At 65.8% G+C, this 13,981-nt stretch carries 15 protein-coding genes; 3 read left to right on the top strand and 12 right to left on the bottom strand.

The window, feature by feature from the left end; all coding sequences use genetic code 11:
- Position 1 precedes the first annotated feature (1 nt).
- The 3 genes from Amac_RS32025 to Amac_RS32015 all read left to right on the top strand — a co-directional run bounded on the left by Amac_RS32025 (position 2) and on the right by Amac_RS32015 (position 1,702).
- Positions 2 to 880: a 1,4-dihydroxy-2-naphthoyl-CoA synthase gene (locus Amac_RS32025; protein WP_155358153.1), complete on the top strand. Its 879-nt coding sequence runs from the start codon at positions 2 to 4 to the stop codon at positions 878 to 880.
- 139 nt (positions 881 to 1,019) lie between these two features.
- On the top strand, positions 1,020 to 1,367 hold the full coding sequence (locus tag Amac_RS32020; protein WP_155358152.1) for an ATP-binding protein: 348 nt from the start codon (positions 1,020 to 1,022) through the stop codon (positions 1,365 to 1,367).
- Positions 1,368 to 1,450: 83 nt separating this feature from the next.
- Positions 1,451 to 1,702 (top strand): nucleoside/nucleotide kinase family protein, encoded by a 252-nt coding sequence (locus tag Amac_RS32015; RefSeq protein ID WP_155358151.1) that lies wholly within the window; start codon positions 1,451 to 1,453, stop codon positions 1,700 to 1,702.
- Here the strand turns inward: Amac_RS32015 and Amac_RS32010 are convergent.
- The 12 genes from Amac_RS32010 to Amac_RS31955 form a co-directional block, all read right to left on the bottom strand.
- Complete coding sequence (locus tag Amac_RS32010; protein WP_155358150.1) at positions 1,699 to 2,196, bottom strand: hypothetical protein; 498 nt, start codon at positions 2,194 to 2,196, stop codon at positions 1,699 to 1,701. The genes Amac_RS32015 and Amac_RS32010 overlap by 4 nt on opposite strands.
- 12 nt (positions 2,197 to 2,208) lie before the next feature.
- Positions 2,209 to 3,948: a trypsin-like serine peptidase gene (locus Amac_RS32005; protein ID WP_155358149.1), complete on the bottom strand. Its 1,740-nt coding sequence runs from the start codon at positions 3,946 to 3,948 to the stop codon at positions 2,209 to 2,211.
- A 6-nt stretch (positions 3,949 to 3,954) separates the two neighbouring features.
- The gene (locus Amac_RS32000) at positions 3,955 to 4,470 is read right to left on the bottom strand and encodes a hypothetical protein (RefSeq protein ID WP_155358148.1); all 516 of its coding nucleotides are present in this window, start codon (positions 4,468 to 4,470) and stop codon (positions 3,955 to 3,957) included.
- Positions 4,455 to 4,889, bottom strand: a complete 435-nt coding sequence (locus tag Amac_RS31995; RefSeq protein WP_155358147.1) for a nucleoside 2-deoxyribosyltransferase — start codon at positions 4,887 to 4,889, stop codon at positions 4,455 to 4,457. Before Amac_RS31995 ends, Amac_RS32000 begins: the two co-directional genes overlap by 16 nt.
- Before the next feature lie 7 nt (positions 4,890 to 4,896).
- The gene (locus tag Amac_RS31990) at positions 4,897 to 5,874 is read right to left on the bottom strand and encodes an adenine nucleotide alpha hydrolase family protein (RefSeq protein ID WP_155358146.1); all 978 of its coding nucleotides are present in this window, start codon (positions 5,872 to 5,874) and stop codon (positions 4,897 to 4,899) included.
- A gap of 149 nt (positions 5,875 to 6,023) precedes the next feature.
- Positions 6,024 to 6,608: a GTP-binding protein gene (locus tag Amac_RS31985; RefSeq protein ID WP_155358145.1), complete on the bottom strand. Its 585-nt coding sequence runs from the start codon at positions 6,606 to 6,608 to the stop codon at positions 6,024 to 6,026.
- Positions 6,589 to 6,948, bottom strand: a complete 360-nt coding sequence (locus Amac_RS31980; RefSeq protein ID WP_246268861.1) for a DUF742 domain-containing protein — start codon at positions 6,946 to 6,948, stop codon at positions 6,589 to 6,591. Before Amac_RS31980 ends, Amac_RS31985 begins: the two co-directional genes overlap by 20 nt.
- On the bottom strand, positions 6,945 to 7,361 hold the full coding sequence (locus Amac_RS31975) for a roadblock/LC7 domain-containing protein (protein ID WP_373869911.1): 417 nt from the start codon (positions 7,359 to 7,361) through the stop codon (positions 6,945 to 6,947). Before Amac_RS31975 ends, Amac_RS31980 begins: the two co-directional genes overlap by 4 nt.
- Positions 7,358 to 9,709, bottom strand: a complete 2,352-nt coding sequence (locus Amac_RS31970; RefSeq protein ID WP_155358144.1) for a sensor histidine kinase — start codon at positions 9,707 to 9,709, stop codon at positions 7,358 to 7,360. The genes Amac_RS31975 and Amac_RS31970 overlap by 4 nt, the downstream gene beginning before the upstream one ends.
- Before the next feature lie 211 nt (positions 9,710 to 9,920).
- The gene (locus tag Amac_RS31965) at positions 9,921 to 11,462 is read right to left on the bottom strand and encodes a prenyltransferase/squalene oxidase repeat-containing protein (protein WP_155358143.1); all 1,542 of its coding nucleotides are present in this window, start codon (positions 11,460 to 11,462) and stop codon (positions 9,921 to 9,923) included.
- Complete coding sequence (locus Amac_RS31960) at positions 11,459 to 12,352, bottom strand: terpene synthase family protein (RefSeq protein ID WP_155358142.1); 894 nt, start codon at positions 12,350 to 12,352, stop codon at positions 11,459 to 11,461. Before Amac_RS31960 ends, Amac_RS31965 begins: the two co-directional genes overlap by 4 nt.
- Positions 12,353 to 12,356: 4 nt before the next feature.
- Positions 12,357 to 13,649 (bottom strand): cytochrome P450, encoded by a 1,293-nt coding sequence (locus Amac_RS31955; RefSeq protein WP_170322767.1) that lies wholly within the window; start codon positions 13,647 to 13,649, stop codon positions 12,357 to 12,359.
- Positions 13,650 to 13,981 lie beyond the last annotated feature (332 nt).

Below are 13,981 nucleotides of genomic sequence, written 5' to 3'. Positions count from 1 at the left end.
AATGGTTTCTGAGCTGTTCGACGACAAGGCGTGGGAGCCGGTGGACGCCTTCGAGTTCACCGACATCACCTACCATCGCGCGGTCGATCAGGGCACGGTCAGGATCGCCTTCAACCGGCCGGAGGTCCGCAACGCGTTCCGCCCGCAGACCGTGGACGAGCTCTACCAGGCCTTCGATCACGCCCGGATGACCACGGACGTCGGCTGCGTGCTGCTCACCGGCAACGGCCCGTCCCCCAAGGACGGCGGCTGGGCCTTCTGCTCCGGCGGCGACCAGCGCATCCGCGGCAAGGACGGCTACCAGTACGCGGACGGCACCCCCGCCACCGGCCGCCTGCACATCCTGGAGGTGCAGCGGCTGATCCGGTTCATGCCCAAGATCGTGATCTGCGTGGTCCCCGGCTGGGCGGCCGGGGGCGGCCACAGCCTGCACGTGGTGGCCGACCTGACCATCGCCAGCCGGGAGCACGCCCGCTTCAAGCAGACCGACGCGGACGTGGCCAGCTTCGACGGCGGCTTCGGCTCCGCCTACCTGGCCCGCCAGGTGGGGCAGAAGTTCGCCCGGGAGATCTTCTTCCTGGGCGACACGTACGACGCCGAGGCCGCGCACCGGATGGGCATGGTCAACACGGTCGTGCCGCACGAGGAGCTGGAGCGGACGGCGCTGGAGTGGGCGCGCAAGATCAACGGCAAGAGCCCGACCGCGCAGCGCATGCTCAAGTATTCCTTCAACCTGATCGACGACGGCCTGGTCGGGCAGCAGGTGTTCGCGGGGGAGGCGACCCGGCTGGCGTACATGACCGAGGAGGCGGCCGAGGGCCGGGACTCCTTCCTGGAGAAGCGCGCCCCCGACTGGAGCCCGTTTCCCTGGCACTTCTGACACGATCTAGTACGGGTCCACTCGCATTCGACCGTATCCGAAAATTGAAATACCGGCAGTCCCGAGGATTTTCGTCTATTTCCCTCCGCCACAACTCGGGCATCTCATCGTATGCTCAGATTGGTTCGGAAGGTGGAGCATGGCGGAATTCTTCAAGATCGCTTTATGTGGAGCACCAGGGGCCGGGAAGAGTACAGCGGCGCAGATCGTTCATCGCTTCTGCGAATCCGGAAAGCTTCCTTTTTCGCTCATAAAGCTCGCAGATCCACTCTACGAGGCACAATCTGCCGTATATCGCTGCGCCGGCCGGGAACTCGACCACTTCTATCGCAAGGACGGGGAACTGCTGAACTTCCTCGGTCACTACATGCGGAAGATCAACTCAATGGTGCTCCAGGATCGATTCTCGGCCCGGCTGAACGAAATTCAGCGCACCCATCGCCTGACCTCCGGACCAGGTCTTATTAACCAGAAACCCGTCCCATAGACAGCCGCATAGCCGCCGACCAGGCGACACACCGCTGCGGCTATCCAGATCACGACTTTCTAATTAATATCGTCTGCGACGACATGCGCTTCCCCGATTTCGAGTTCATGCGATCTCAGGGCTTCTCGATTATCCGGGTCATCTCCCCCGAGAGCGTGTGCCTGCTCCGGCGCCGGAGCCGAGGCGACCTCTCTCTCGGTTCGGCGAGCCACGTCACCGAACTCGATCTCGCTGCGATTCCAGCCGACTGGGTGATCGACAATTCAGGTTCCATGGAGAGCCTGCGAAGTTCCATCACCGGCCTGGTGACGTACCTCCTCCGTGAGGTCGCTTAGCCGACATCACGCAAACCGTCAGAGTGCACCCCCGCTGACCGCACTGCGTGATCGAACCGTTCGCTCGCCACGATCGCAGGCAGTTCCTGCAGGCTGTCGAGTCGGATGCAGGTGACAAGGGAGGAGGCCATGACCGCCTTCCCGAAGAAGGAACCCGCCTCGCCTGCGGCGTCGATGATGATCGTGGGAATGCTGCGGCCGATGGCGGTGCCCACTTCGACATGGGTCCCGAAGCTCTCGCCAAGCACGGCGATGACGCAGTCGCTGGCCAGCACGGCTTCCAGGCACTCGGTGGCGATTTCTTCCGGAGCGGCGTCCCGCAGACCCCAGCGGCTGACGTCCCGGTGCGGGAGGAACACGCCCCAGCCCTTGTCGCCGAGTGCGCGTTCCGTGGCCTCGAGAATGCGCCGCCAAGGCGAGTCCGCGTCGATGACGCCAGCGGCTGAGTCAGCCACAGCGGTGAACGGCCCGGCCAGATAGACCTTGATTGCCATGATCCTCTCCTTCTATTCCAGAGCGTCCAGCCGAAGCGTCATGATGCCTTTGATATCCCGCACCTGGTCAGCGTAGAGTTCGGCGATCCGGCCCGCGTCCTCGATCATGCTCCTTTCTCCACCAGACCTGATCTTCGCCAGCTCAATCCCCCTTCTGATGCCAAGATGGTGAACCATATTGATAAACCTGTACAGTGCAGGGTCAGCGGTCCTCACATATCGGAGAATGGCCGCGATGCCCTCGTGCGTCAGCAGCAGGCCAGCGTTTCTCAATGCCTGTGTGGTCAAGCAGGCTAGCGTATACGCATGAAGATCGCGGCCTTCCGCGCGAGCCAGTGCAATCTCGATTAGCAGCATCTGGGCGTAGAAGATGGCATTCGACCGCTGAGTGGCGGCGACTTTGCCGAGCTCCATCAGGTCTCTGACCTCCGCCATGGCCCCCGAAGTCAGGTCCCATATCGCTGGAACCACCGCAAGACCAATCTGCACGATCTCCTGCTTGTCGCGGAGAGCCATACCGTATTTGTGCAGAAGAGAGGCGTGCTGAGACTTGAGCCGGGAGTAGTAGGCGCGTGTCGGATCATCATGGGACCAGGGCGGAGGGTGTTCGAGGTAGGCGAGCACGGCCTCGCGCCCAGCCGCCGACGCGATCTCGTACGCTCTACGCTCATCAGGCATGGCATCGATCTGGCCAACCCGGTCGATGGCCATTTCCATGAGGTAGGCATGGGCCCGCACGGGCCTGCTCCCACGCTGGGCATCCTCCAGGAGAAATCTGAGGTCCATCAGGGCTCCCAGGCCCTCTCGGTCGGCGGGGTCGGCGCGCCGCACCCGTGACCTGGCCTGATGAATGAGTGTGAGTCCCTTCTGCCCGTTATCCCGCTTGAGCAGGAGGCGACCGTAGACATACTCCAGACGGGCCCGGGGGAGATCGTCATTCACGCGGTGGCGCTGCGGCTCAGCCAGCATGGCCTCAAGGACCTTGTCGATGGGTTCGCCCTTGTAGAACAGACCAGACAGATGAGACCAGAGCTTCAGGGCTCCGTCCGCGTCATTAATCAGGTCGCCGATAAGCCCGGTCAGCATCTGACGATCCATGCCCACATGGGCGATCTGGATGGTCAGCTGCAGGGTCACATCTCGCCTCGCCAAGATGGCAGCGACCCGGTCGATCGGAATACCGTAGATCCGATTGGCGATTCCCGAGGTGTTCCGGTGGGTGACCAGGCCAATGACCCGAGATACGCCGTCCTCTCCCGTTCGCCATACCGGCCCTCCCGATAGACCGCGAAGCGCACGATAGGTGGCGCTGGGCCCGCCATGGACGGGGAGATCACGGCGTTCCACAAGGGTGAGGTCCTGCAGCACGATATCGAGGAGTCCGTCCTCGACCCCGGCCAGCCGGCCGACGAAGGTGGCCTGCTCGGTCGTGACACCGGCCGGCGCACCCCGGATCGACACCGCTCCAGGAGCGTGGTCGGCGAAGCAGGGACGCGGGTCCGCCAACCATTCCGGATGGTGGAGCAGCGCGACGTCATCTGACGTGCACAGGAGTATCGTGCACTCGCTCCACTGTCCCCCCGCAGTGCGGATTCGGACCCGCTTCCGCCCGTCGAACAACGAACGGACGCAGTGCGCGGCGGTGAGCAGGAAGCTTCCCGTACGCTGGGCGTCGAGGACCGGCGCGGGAAAGGCCACGCCCAGCACCGCGCCGTCGCCATCTGTCAGCAAAAAGGTGGCGGCGGCGACCATCGGGTGTCACGCGAGGCTTTCCCAGGAACCATCGGGACCGCACACGACGAGTCCTGCTTCGGTCAGCCAGGTCAGGACCGCCGGGATGTCGGCGCCATGGTGCGCGTCGGCCAGATCATCGGCTGTCGGACGATGCTCCTTGATGTGGATCAGCACGGCCCACCGCACCCGATCCGCCGGTGAACGCCCGAAGACGACCCCACGCCGCAGCAGCTCGACGAAGCACCGCGTGCCCGCGGTGAGCGTCCCGGCGATCACCCCATGCAACGGCACGCCGTCGGCGGCGCCCACGACGAGGGAGGGCAGCAACACGTCAAGGAAGTCGCGGGTCGCTCTCTCGTACGGGGTGGCGGCGATGCGGAACGGCCCGAGTTGGAGCGTGGTCAGGGACTGCTCGTCACCCGTGACCAGACCCGCGTCCGACAGGATTCGCATGAGCGGCCAGAACTCGTCCGTGCTGGCGGTTTCCTGATGCGCCCGATTCCACTGGTCGGCGAGCGCGGCGCCTATGTCCTTGGCCATTTACCGGCCATGGGGCTGAGACGGTTCGTCAGCTCCGCCACCGCCAGGTCCACTTCCTTGCAATGGAGCACCAGATCAAAGAGAACCCCTCGGGCGAGCTCGTTCGCGTCCGGCATCATCGCGCCGACAAGCTTGCCCAGGGCCACCGCATACCCTAATTCGAGGGTTGTGCTGGATCCGAGGTAGCCGTCCGGGTTGACGATGAAGACCACGTCGGCCTTCACGATCCGGTTGAGATGCGCGAAAGTCGCGCCTTTCCAGGCGAGTTCCTTGGCCTCGGCCGGCTGACCGGCGGTCAGTTCGTCGATGCGATGCAGCGGCGGGGTGAGAACGACGAAGCCGGCGTCTCCAAGTAACCGACCCGTCTGGTGAATGGCTGCGCGGTGCCTGGCGCTGCCACAGATTGTCAGGGTGACCATGGCATTCCTAAGGCTTGTTGAGACCGGGTTTGTATCGCGCCCCGAGCAACGCCGCTCGATGACGCCGTGCCGCCAGGCGAGCTCGCCCGTATTCGTCGATTCCATGCATTAACAGCTGTTCCAGGTGGCCGTTCAGCCATCGACCGGAGGCATGTCGCAGGACACCATAGTGGACCATCTCCCGAGGTGTCAGGTAGTTAGCGGCCAACCCGTGCGAGCAACCGGACCCTTCAGTCTTAATATCACGTTCGGCGATGATTTCAATGATCGATTTCTCGTCCACGAAGAACATCGGACGGATAATCTGCACGCCGGGATTGTCCCTGTTGAGCGGTTGCCTCGGGGGCTCGTCCGTATCGACCAGGTCAGTATGGACGAGCTCAGTGATCCGGTCGAGAAGTCTCCCACCGGCTCCACCCGCGACTGTCTCGACTCTGAATCTTTCGACAAGCGCGGCGAAGTTGTCGCGGACGAATACCGAGTTGCCCTCATCCCATCTATCGATGTGCATCAGCGCTTCCTTGAGCAGGGAAGCCAGGGCATCCGTACGGTGATGCCCAAAGGCCACCACCGACGCGCCATGCGCGCGGACCCGGCTCTCCAGCGCCAGCACCTTGACGTTGTAGCAATGCGTGCAGGGTGTCGCACCGGCCTGGATGACATCGAGAACGGAAAGACTTCTTCGAATCGTGGTACGGTCCCGGACCGCCACGGCCGGGCCCGCTCTGACATCGACGACGTCAACCGGCAGTCCGGCGCGGGATGCCATTTCCATGATCCGGCCGCCCCAGCCGGATTCATAGCCCATATCGATCGAGACGCAGATCACCGGAACGCCGAGTTCACGAAGGACCAGCGCGAGGATAAGCGAATCCTTACCCCCGGAGAATGCCACGGCCACGGGTTCCGCCGCCGGAATCAGGCCATAGAGATCATTGGCCTGCCGGACCGAATTTAGGATGCCCTGCCAGTGGGTTCCGGTCATCGACGCTCCATCCGCCGCGCACCTTCAGGTTTAGCACGCAGGACGGAATACGTCCATGGCATAGCACTATAAAGTGAAATCTCGGATGAAAGAATTACTCCTTCCGCTATATCCCTATTTGATCGGGAATTTTATCCGAGCACCGGTGTTCACACCTTCGCCATCGGGCGGCGGCCGTAGGCGTGCTGGACCAGGGCGATGAGGACTTCCTTGCCGGAGTCGCGGCGGCGGGCGTCGCAGAGCAGGACCGGGATGTCGGGGCCCAGGTTGAGGGCGAGTTTGACCTCGTCCAGGTCGTAGCGAGGAGCGTCGTCGAAGCAGTTGACGGCGACGATGAACGGGGTGCCGCGGCGTTCGAAGTAGTCGACCGAGGGGAAGCAGTCGGCCAGGCGGCGGGTGTCGGCCAGCACGACCGCGCCCAGGGCGCCGCGGGCGAGCTCGTCCCAGACGAACCAGAAACGTTCCTGGCCGGGCGTGCCGAACAGGTAGAGGACGAAGTCGTCGCCGATGCTGATCCGGCCGAAGTCCATCGCGACCGTGGTGGTGTTCTTGGACTCCACGCCGGACAGGTCGTCGACGCCCACGCTGCGGTCGGTCAGGGTCTCCTCGGTGCGCAGCGGCTTGATCTCGGAGACCGCGCCCACCATGGTGGTCTTGCCCACCCCGAACCCGCCCGCGATCAGCAGCTTGATCGGGACGGGCATCTTCTTGCCGTCAGAGGGCCCGGAGACCATCGAGCACCGCCCTATACATTCTCTCGTCGAGCACGTCCACCTCGGGTTGCGGTTCCTGGACCGCGATGAAACCCCGGTCCAGCAGGTCGCCGAGGAGCACCCGAACCGTGCCGGCCGGCAGGTCCAGGTGGGCCGCGATCTCCGCCACCGAGAGCGGCCGCTTGCACAGCCGGACGATCTTCAGATGTTCCGGGTCGAGGCCCATCTCGACCCCGGTGGCCGGGCGGATGGTCACGGCCAGCGAGATGAGGTCCAGCTTGGCCCGCGCCTCGGTGCGGCCGCGCGTCATCACGTACGGCCGGACCACCTGCTCGTCATAGAGGGCGTCATCAGGATTCACGGGTCGCTCCTGGTAGAAGAGGCTACGGTCCGTGCGGGCGAGGTGAGGTACTGGCCGACGCGGGTGACCAGCATGGCCATCTCGTACGCGACCAGGCCGATGTCGGCCGATTCCTCGCAGAACACGGCCAGGCAGGCGCCCTGGCCGGCGACGGTGACGAGCAGGTAGGCGGACTTCATCTCGATGATGGTCTGCCGGACCGTGCCGCCTTCGAACCTTTCTGAGATGCCGCGCGCCAGGCTCTGTACACCGGCCGCGACCGCGGACAGGTGCTCGGCGTCCTCCACGGCCAGGCCGCGGGAGGACGCCATGAGCAGGCCGTCGGTGGAGAGAACGATGCAGTGCCGAGCCTCGCGGACCCGCCCGACAAGATCGTCCAATAGCCAGGCCAGGTCAGCGGATGCGGTCATCATCGGTAGTCCTCATCGTCCTTTTTTTGTCCGAGCATCCTTGCGGCCTCGGACCTTCCACGTTGGGTACCAGACTGGTACGACCCCATGATCTTACGAATATCCTCGGGAGAACGATCATCGTCCTCATCCTCAGGCAGATCCTCGACCGGCCGGTCCCGCAGGGACGGGGCGATGCTCGCCTGGGGCACCCGGAAGGGGAGCCCGGACGGGGTGAACGACTCAGGCACGGGAGCCTCCGGGACACGCGGGATGTCGGGAGTGTCCGGCACGAGCTCGGGGCGGCGGCGTTCCCCGATCGGGGTGACCGGTGTCGCCACCGGGGCCGCGAGCGGCTGCTGCCGGGGCGGTTCCGGCGCCCGGTCGAGCGGGTCGGTGTGCCGCCCCTGCTGGGCGACCACGGCCATCCTCGGCAGCTCGGGCGCGCCCAACGGGTCAGCGTCCACCAGGCCCGAGCTCATCATCACGAGTTCGTCCTCCACGACCAGCTCGCGCGGCAGCAGCACCACCGCGGTGGTCCCGCCGTACGGGGAGGCCTTGAGCTGGACCCGGATGCCGTGGCGCTCGGCCAGGCGGCTGACCACGAACAGGCCGAGCCGGGCGGTGCTGGACAGGTTGAACTCCGGCGGCTCCAGGATGCGCTGGTTGGCCGCGGCCAGGTCCTCGGCGGACATGCCCAGACCCCGGTCCTCCACCTCCAGCGCGTACCCGTTGGCCACCATCTGCCCGGCCACCTGCACCACCGTGTACGGCGGCGAGAACGAGACCGCGTTCTCGACCAGCTCGGCCAGCAGGTGGATGACGTCGCCGACGGCCCGGCCGGTCAGCTCGACCTGGCCCATCGGCATGATGGTGACGCGGGTGAAGTCCTCGACCTCGCCGAGCGCGCCGCGCACCACGTCCACCATGGGGACCGGGTTGCGCCAGGCGCGGGCGGGGCTCGCGCCGGAGAGCACGATCAGGTTCTCGGCGTTGCGGCGCATGCGGGTCGCCAGGTGGTCGACCCGGAACAGGTCGTTGAGCTCCTCCGGCTCACTCTCCCGCCGCTCCATCACGTCCAGCAGGGTGAGCTGGCGGTGCACCAGACCCTGGGTACGGCGAGCCAGGCTGAGCAGAATGTCGCGGATGCTCTGCCGCAGTTCGGCTTCCTCGACGGCGGTTCTGACGGCGGTCTCCTGCACCGCGTTGAAGGCCTGGCCGACCTGGCCGATGACGTCGGCGCCGAATTCCAGCGGCGGCGCCTCGACGGCGACGTCCACCTTCTCGCCGTGGGCGAGCCGGTTGACGATGCTGGGCAGGCGCTCGTTGGCGAGTTCGAGCGCGGCCGTGCGCAGCTTCTCCAGCTGCTGGACGAGCGCGCGGGCGGTGGTGATCGAAAGGATCACCGACGCGATGACCGCGATCAGCCCGAGACCACCGGCCAGGGCCAGCCGCACGACCACACCGACGGCGATCGGGGTGGCTCGCTCGACCAGGCCGTCCCCCGCCGTGAGGATCGTCTTCTGCATCTCCGCCAGAGCGGACTCGGTCGCCGACTGCCACTGCTCAGCGGTGACGGGTGGGGCGAGTCCCGCCCGCCCGTTCTGCGCGACGGTTGATTCCAGTGCTCTCAACCGGCTGAACGCGGAATCCTCGAGCATCTTCTCGAAGGTTTGGCGATCTCCGTCGGGCAGCTGGACGACCATCTGCGCCGTGGTGAACCGCTGAACGCCCATGACCTGCACGAACTGGGAGTGTTCATCACTGTTGAACCGCCCTGCGGCGATGACGCCGGTCAGCATCGCGTCCTCACGCGACAGGGTCTCGCGGGCACGGCTCAGGCCGAGCAGGGTTCGGGTGTCCCGCGCGAAGGCTTCGTCGTCGAGCGTCGCCAGCGAGTCGTACATCCGATAGAAGGACTCGATGATATCGGTGAACTCCTCGGCCGCCTGAACGCGGCCAATGCGCCCGTCATCGATCGATTTTCGGAGGGACGCCAGCCTGGTCACCTTTTGAAAGGTGTCGCCGATGGCTCGTTTCTTGCCCGCGTCGGAGTAGAAGCCGTCGCGGCCCTCGCGCGCCAACGCTTCGTAGTCCGCTCGCGTCGTATCGGTCCGTCCCCGCTGCGCGCCCAGTCCATTGCTGGGCTGGCGGCCGCCGCTGCCCAGGTAGACCATCGAAAGCCGGCGTTCCTTCTGGAGTTCCACGAGGAGCGGCTCGCTGGGTGCCGCCACGCTGCTGTCAAGCGAGGCGACGCCGACCAGGTTCACGCCCTCTCGTAGTGTCACCCAGGCCGCGAAGGCCCAGAGCGCGGCCAAGGACACCAGCATGGCAGCGACCTTGGCGCGCACACGGGAGTTGCGGAAACGCATAGATTTCACCCTGCAAATCTCACGAGAGACGCCTGGAATGTTTCGCGGCGATTACCAGTGACCAACCGCCGTGAGGAGCCTGCGGCCTGTGACTGACGGCACCCGGGGAACCCTAGCAACACCACGAAAGCCACTCAAGGCGCACCGCCCGCAAAGGACAAGGTGTCCCATCTTTGTAGCTATAAATGCCTTATTGCCCTTTTTCTGACTATTAGACCCATATCTGACCTTGAGTCGGGGGAGTGCCCAGAAAGCGCGCGGCGAGGTGCCGCGCCGCCAGAACCGCCGCCCGGACGATGGCGAACGGCAGGTAGAGATCCTTGTCGTGCCACAGCGCCGGGCCGTCGGGAGCATCCTCCTCGAGGTAGGCGTAACCGCCGGACACCGCATCAGCGTGGCGCGAATCCCCGCTCAACAACAGGATCTGGATCGCGTAGGCGGTCTCCTCAGGAGTGCCGCTCCACCTGCCCCAGGAACCGTCAGGCCGTTGGGTGTCCAGGACCCACTGGACGGCCCGCTGGACGGCGGGCGCGGATGACTCGCCACCGAAATCGTCCAGCGCGAGCGCGCACGAGACCGTCGCGTAGTACGGGGAGGCATGCCACCTGTCGGTCCAGCTCCCGTCCGGCCGCTGATGGTCGCGCAACAGCGTGGCCAGCTTCTGCCTGGCCGTCCGGTAGTAGTCGGGTGCGGCTTCGCCGCGGCGTAGGACGTACAGCCCGAAGGCGTCCAGCACGTGCGCGTTGACACTGACGGAGAAGCCCTGCTCACCGGGCCAGGTGCAGAAATGGGTGTCGGTCTCGTAGCCGCAGAGGCTCGCCGGGTCGTACGGCTCGCCGAGCGCCGCGAGCGTGTAGAGAGCGACCGCGGTCGTGTCCGCGTCCGCGGGCAGCCCGACTCCCGCCGAGGCGCCGGCCGGGCCGATCGCCGCCCGGAGATCCGCCACCATTTCCGGTGGGACGTCGAAGGGCACGCCCGCGCGCGTCAACCAGCTCAGCACCCAGCCACGCTCGAAGATCGTTATGGGCATGCCCACGGGGACCGGGCCGCCGTGCCGCCGGGCGACCGCCTCAAGGTGCCGGCGCGCGGGGTGGGCCGCGTCGAGGAGACCTCGATCACCGAGCCAGGCGGCAGTGGCGGCCGGTGACGCCCCGACCGTCCCGATCGGGGTGGCGTGCACGGCGGGAGCGCCGCTGGCCGCGTCGCCCCCGACTTCGAGCGCGTGCAGGAGTTTTTCCGGCACGTCCACTCCCGACGCCAGCCGCGCGCGAATCGCCGCCAGGGCTTGGGAGCTCATCTCCTCCGGGATCGGGAGAGGGGTGGTGACCCGCTCGTTGATGAGAGAGATGAGGTACGGGACGATGAGCTCGATCGCCGGCATGTCCGGGTAGGAGGTTCCCGGCTCGTTCAGCCAGCGGGAGAGCACTCCCAGCGCGCGGGTGACGGACTCCTCCAGCACCGCACGGTCCAGATACGCGTCACCCCGGTGGAGGACCGCGAGGATGGCCTCGGTCGCGCTCAGCGTGGGCACCAGGCCGTACCCGTCCGGCGCACCCCACGCCCCATCCGCGCCCTGGCTGGCGAGCAGGAACTCGACTCGCTCGGCATGGCCGAGCAGCCATGGGGTGAGCGTGACCAGCCGGCCCGTTTCGTAGATCGACGGTGAGGACTGGCCCCATGGGCGGGCCATGAGACCCTGGAGAAGTTCCCCGGCGCCGTCCGTCGTCGGCGACGCCAGCTCGTGGATGCTCATACCTCCCCCCAGTAGTCGGTGATCCCGTAGAACCCGGTGCTGTACCCAAGCTGGCGCTCCAGGTAGACAGCCTCCTGATGGCAGCTGTCCTTCAACGGCCTGATCAGGGTCCGGCACTCCGCCATCAACTCGGCGATCCGCGCGGTCACGTCAGCACGGCCGGGGCCCAGCGTCAGGATGTTGATGTCCCCCCACTTGAGATCGCGCTCGGCGCTGGCAAGGTCGTTCAGCAACCGCAGGACGTGACCCACCTTCCGGCTGGCGGCGCGGAGTTCGTCCAGGTGGGCAAGGGAGCCGGGTGAGCTGGTGAAGATCCAGTGCCAGACGTTCACCAAGGAGGTCCCGAAGTTGTCCGAGTTCTCCAGATACTCCTCGACATCCGGCCGAGACGATCCCTTCTTCCAGTCCCACTCCCTCGCCTCGGCACTCAGATACCGCTCCAGTTCCTCACGCCAGACCGGTTCCAGGACCGCGAAAGCGGGCGCGGAGGCGGGATCGTCACGCAGGTCATCCCTCAGGTCGGCCAGAAACCTGGAGAGCGGGGTGTCGGCTGGAGCGCCGTGGGCGACCGCCAGACAGCCGCGCACGATCGCCTGGATCTCATCGCGTGACGTGGCGAGATAGTCCACCATCCAGTCGGCTCCGGAAATCCACAGGCAAGTCCGGTTCGCGATGCGCAGCCGATCCGCGGGGAGCCAGGGCGAGCCGAACGCGTTGGCGAGCGAAACCGTGCTGAAGAATCGCGGATCGAACGGGCTGCCGGGGAGCAGCTCCGGATAGCGAGCCGCGCATTTCTGCAGGTCACGCTGGCAGTCCGCGGCAAGAGCACAGATCCGTCCATGCTCTGCCGCGGCGGCGATCTGATCGACGCCGAAGTCCTGCTGGGTCATGGCGTCACGCCCGCTCGATGGGCAGCAGTGCCATCTCGACCTTCCGGCTGGGCCGTACGGACGGGGCCGGAAGAGGTTTGAACGGGCCAGGGTTGACGATCACCGGCCGGTAGCGGCTCAGGATGGCCGCCACCATGAGCGGCGCCTCGATATAGAAGAGATGCTGGCCGAGGCAGAGGTGCGGGCCGCCACCGAACGGGAAGTAGGCATACCGATGCCGCCGCTCCTGGTTCTCCGGCGAGAACCGCTCCGGATCGAAGGTGAGCGGGCGGTCCCAGAACGACTCCAGGCGGTGGGTCGCATAGGGACTGATGAGCACCTGCGAGCCCGCCTTGATGCGCACACCCCCGAGTTCCTCGGCCGTCCCGACCAACCTCGGCAGCATCCAGCCAGACGGATAGAGCCGCAGCAACTCCTGGAGGACCATCTTGGTGTACGTCAGGTGGGGCAGGTGCGAGGGGCGTACGGGATCGCGGCCCACGACACGATCGATCTCCTCCCGGAGCTTCGCCTCGACCTCCGGGTTCTCCCCGAGCATGGGCCAGAGCCACGTGAGCGCCATCCCTGTCGTCTCCGACGCGGCGCCGTAGATGCTGACGAGGTCGTCCCGCATCTGCTGGATGCTGATCTCGGCTCCCTGCTCGTCGCGCGCCTGGCACAGCGCGGACACGATGTCCTTGCCCTCGCTCCGTTCCCTGCGGGCCTGTTCGATCACGGGGAACATGACCTCTTCGATCGTCTTGATCGAGGCTAGGAAGCGCCGGTCGCCGGGCACCCTGATCGAGTAGGGCGCCGAGGGGAACAACATCCGGAAGGCGATGGAGGTGGCCGCCGTTGTATAGGCGGGGGCCACCCGCTCCGCGTCCGGGTCGGAGATCCGGCTTCCGAACAGGACCTTGATGACGGCCTTGTTCACCACCCGGGCCATCTCGACGCCGGCGTCGATGGGTTCGCCGCTCTTCTCGTGCGGCCTGAGCGCCTCGAAGCCCTCATTGATGGTGTCAGCCAGGTCCTCACTGAGCGCGGCCACGTACCTGGCGGTGAACAGCGGCTGCAAGATCTTCCTGCTGGAGTCCCAGCCTGGGCCCTCACCGAGAATGCTGTTGCCGAGAAGCCGTTCGAGGGGCCTCCAGAACATGCCCTTACGCAGGTAGTTGGACCAGTTTCCCTTCATGACGTGCTGCACGTGATCCGGATGGGTGACCAGGTAGGGACGGAAGGGGCCGAGATCGAGACGGACGATCTCCCCACCCGTGGCCATCCCGATCTCCGCGAGCCCGTTCACGGGGTCTCGCATCAGCTTCGGGAGGAGACGGTGTAATCGGATGAGCCTTGCCTGTTTCGCTGGCCTCGCGGTTAGGTCGACGGACATCGCGGATGCTCCCCACATTGACGATCAGCACAAGCGGTCCCGGCGGATGGGCGCTTGAAACGGTCCAAGAGGCGGGCACCGTGTCGTGCACCACCGCTGCGGAATGTGGACTGTTAGCCCGGTCAGGGGACCACTGTCAGTAGTTTGTCGACAACCTCCTGTGCCATCCGTCTCACGTACCGTCTGTCGCCTTAGTTACCTTTTTGGACACCAGCGACATCACTGGCGCAGTATCACATGATCAATTCCAGTTGATC

It is taken from the genome of Acrocarpospora macrocephala, from assembly GCF_009687865.1.
Lineage (GTDB): Bacteria > Actinomycetota > Actinomycetes > Streptosporangiales > Streptosporangiaceae > Acrocarpospora > Acrocarpospora macrocephala.
The sequence above is the reverse complement of the archived record's forward strand: the minus strand, read 5'-3'. Positions and strand labels throughout refer to the sequence as shown.

Excerpts from the sequence above, each read along its gene's own strand:
- Amac_RS31970 (WP_155358144.1), bottom strand. The coding sequence starts at position 9,709 with ATGCGTTTCCGCAACTCCCGTGTGCGCGCCAAGGTCGCTGCCATGCTG.
- Amac_RS32000 (WP_155358148.1), bottom strand. The coding sequence starts at position 4,470 with ATGGCCAAGGACATAGGCGCCGCGCTCGCCGACCAGTGGAATCGGGCG.
- Amac_RS32015 (WP_155358151.1), top strand. The coding sequence starts at position 1,451 with ATGCGCTTCCCCGATTTCGAGTTCATGCGATCTCAGGGCTTCTCGATT.
- Amac_RS32020 (WP_155358152.1), top strand. The coding sequence starts at position 1,020 with ATGGCGGAATTCTTCAAGATCGCTTTATGTGGAGCACCAGGGGCCGGG.
- Amac_RS32025 (WP_155358153.1), top strand. The coding sequence starts at position 2 with ATGGTTTCTGAGCTGTTCGACGACAAGGCGTGGGAGCCGGTGGACGCC.
- Amac_RS31990 (WP_155358146.1), bottom strand. The coding sequence starts at position 5,874 with ATGACCGGAACCCACTGGCAGGGCATCCTAAATTCGGTCCGGCAGGCC.
- Amac_RS31995 (WP_155358147.1), bottom strand. The coding sequence starts at position 4,889 with ATGGTCACCCTGACAATCTGTGGCAGCGCCAGGCACCGCGCAGCCATT.
- Amac_RS31955 (WP_170322767.1), bottom strand. The coding sequence starts at position 13,649 with ATGCGAGACCCCGTGAACGGGCTCGCGGAGATCGGGATGGCCACGGGT.
- Amac_RS31965 (WP_155358143.1), bottom strand. The coding sequence starts at position 11,462 with ATGAGCATCCACGAGCTGGCGTCGCCGACGACGGACGGCGCCGGGGAA.
- Amac_RS32005 (WP_155358149.1), bottom strand. The coding sequence starts at position 3,948 with ATGGTCGCCGCCGCCACCTTTTTGCTGACAGATGGCGACGGCGCGGTG.
- Amac_RS31960 (WP_155358142.1), bottom strand. The coding sequence starts at position 12,352 with ATGACCCAGCAGGACTTCGGCGTCGATCAGATCGCCGCCGCGGCAGAG.
- Amac_RS32010 (WP_155358150.1), bottom strand. The coding sequence starts at position 2,196 with ATGGCAATCAAGGTCTATCTGGCCGGGCCGTTCACCGCTGTGGCTGAC.
- Amac_RS31975 (WP_373869911.1), bottom strand. The coding sequence starts at position 7,361 with ATGATGACCGCATCCGCTGACCTGGCCTGGCTATTGGACGATCTTGTC.
- Amac_RS31985 (WP_155358145.1), bottom strand. The coding sequence starts at position 6,608 with ATGGTCTCCGGGCCCTCTGACGGCAAGAAGATGCCCGTCCCGATCAAG.